This window comes from Streptomyces solitudinis (assembly GCF_036323765.1).
GTDB lineage: Bacteria > Actinomycetota > Actinomycetes > Streptomycetales > Streptomycetaceae > Streptomyces.
On sequence record NZ_JAZDCW010000028.1, the window covers coordinates 1 to 1,011 of the forward strand.

2 protein-coding genes are annotated in these 1,011 nt (G+C 73.4%); both read left to right on the forward strand.

Annotated elements, in window-relative coordinates; genetic code table 11:
• Positions 1 to 760 (forward strand): phosphopantetheine-binding protein (locus tag V1J52_RS25975; protein ID WP_330142418.1); only part of this gene is annotated, 760 nt, incomplete at its 5' end.
• Between the two features lie 73 nt (positions 761 to 833).
• A partial coding sequence (locus tag V1J52_RS25980) for a polyketide synthase docking domain-containing protein (protein WP_330142419.1) occupies positions 834 to 1,011 on the forward strand: 178 nt, incomplete at its 3' end.

The following is a 1,011-nucleotide window of genomic DNA, read 5'->3' on the forward strand; positions in this document are numbered from 1 at the left end:
CGACCTGCGCCGCCTGGGACGGCTGGGCCTGCGGCCCCTGCCCACCGACGACGCCCTCGCCCTCTTCGACACCGCCGTCGGCAGCGGCGCGCCGCTCCACGCCGTCACCCCGCTGGACACCTCGGCGCTGCGCCGCCAGGCCGACAACGGCGGGCTGCTGCCGCTGCTGCGGGAACTGGCCCCCGCCGCACGGCGCCGCACTGCGGTGGCCGGGTCCGGCACCTCGGAGGGACCGGGCCTCGCGGAGCGGCTCGCGCCGCTGTCCGCACCCGACCGGGAGCGGCTGCTCACCGATCTGGTGCGGGCGCAGGTGGCCGGAGTGCTCGGCCACTCCGACCCGGGCGCGGTGGAGCCGGGACGGCCCTTCTCCGAGCTGGGCTTCGACTCGCTCACCGCCGTCGAACTGCGCAACCAGCTCAAGTCCGCGACCGGGCTCAAGCTGCCCAGCACCCTCGTCTTCGACTACCCCAACCCCCGCGTGCTCGCCGGATACCTGCGCGAGCAGATCGTCGTGGAGGAGGTGTCGGCGGCCACCCCGGTGCTGACCGGTCTGGACCGCATCGAGAAGCAGATCCAGGCCGCGGTCCAGGCGGACAGCGACACCGCCGCCCAGCAGATCGCCGGACGGCTGCGCGAACTGGCCGGTCTCGCCGAGGAAGCCGCCCAGCGCGCCGCCGGCGACGGCGGCACGTCCGACGAGAAGGACCTCGACGCCGCCAGCGACGAGGAGCTGTTCGCCCTGATCGACCAACTCGACTGAGCCCGCCCACTTGACGGCCCAGCCCAAGCCGACCAACGACCACAGAGACACACTTTCGGGGAGCTGAACCCACGTGGCTGACGAGCAGGAACTCCGGGAATACCTCAAGCGGGCCATCGCCGACGCCCGTGACGCCCGCAAGCGGCTGCGTGAGGTCGAGAGCAAGGCCCAGGAGCCCATCGCGATCGTGGGGATGGCGTGCCGCTACCCCGGCGGGGTCACGTCACCCGACGGGCTGTGGCAGCTCGTGA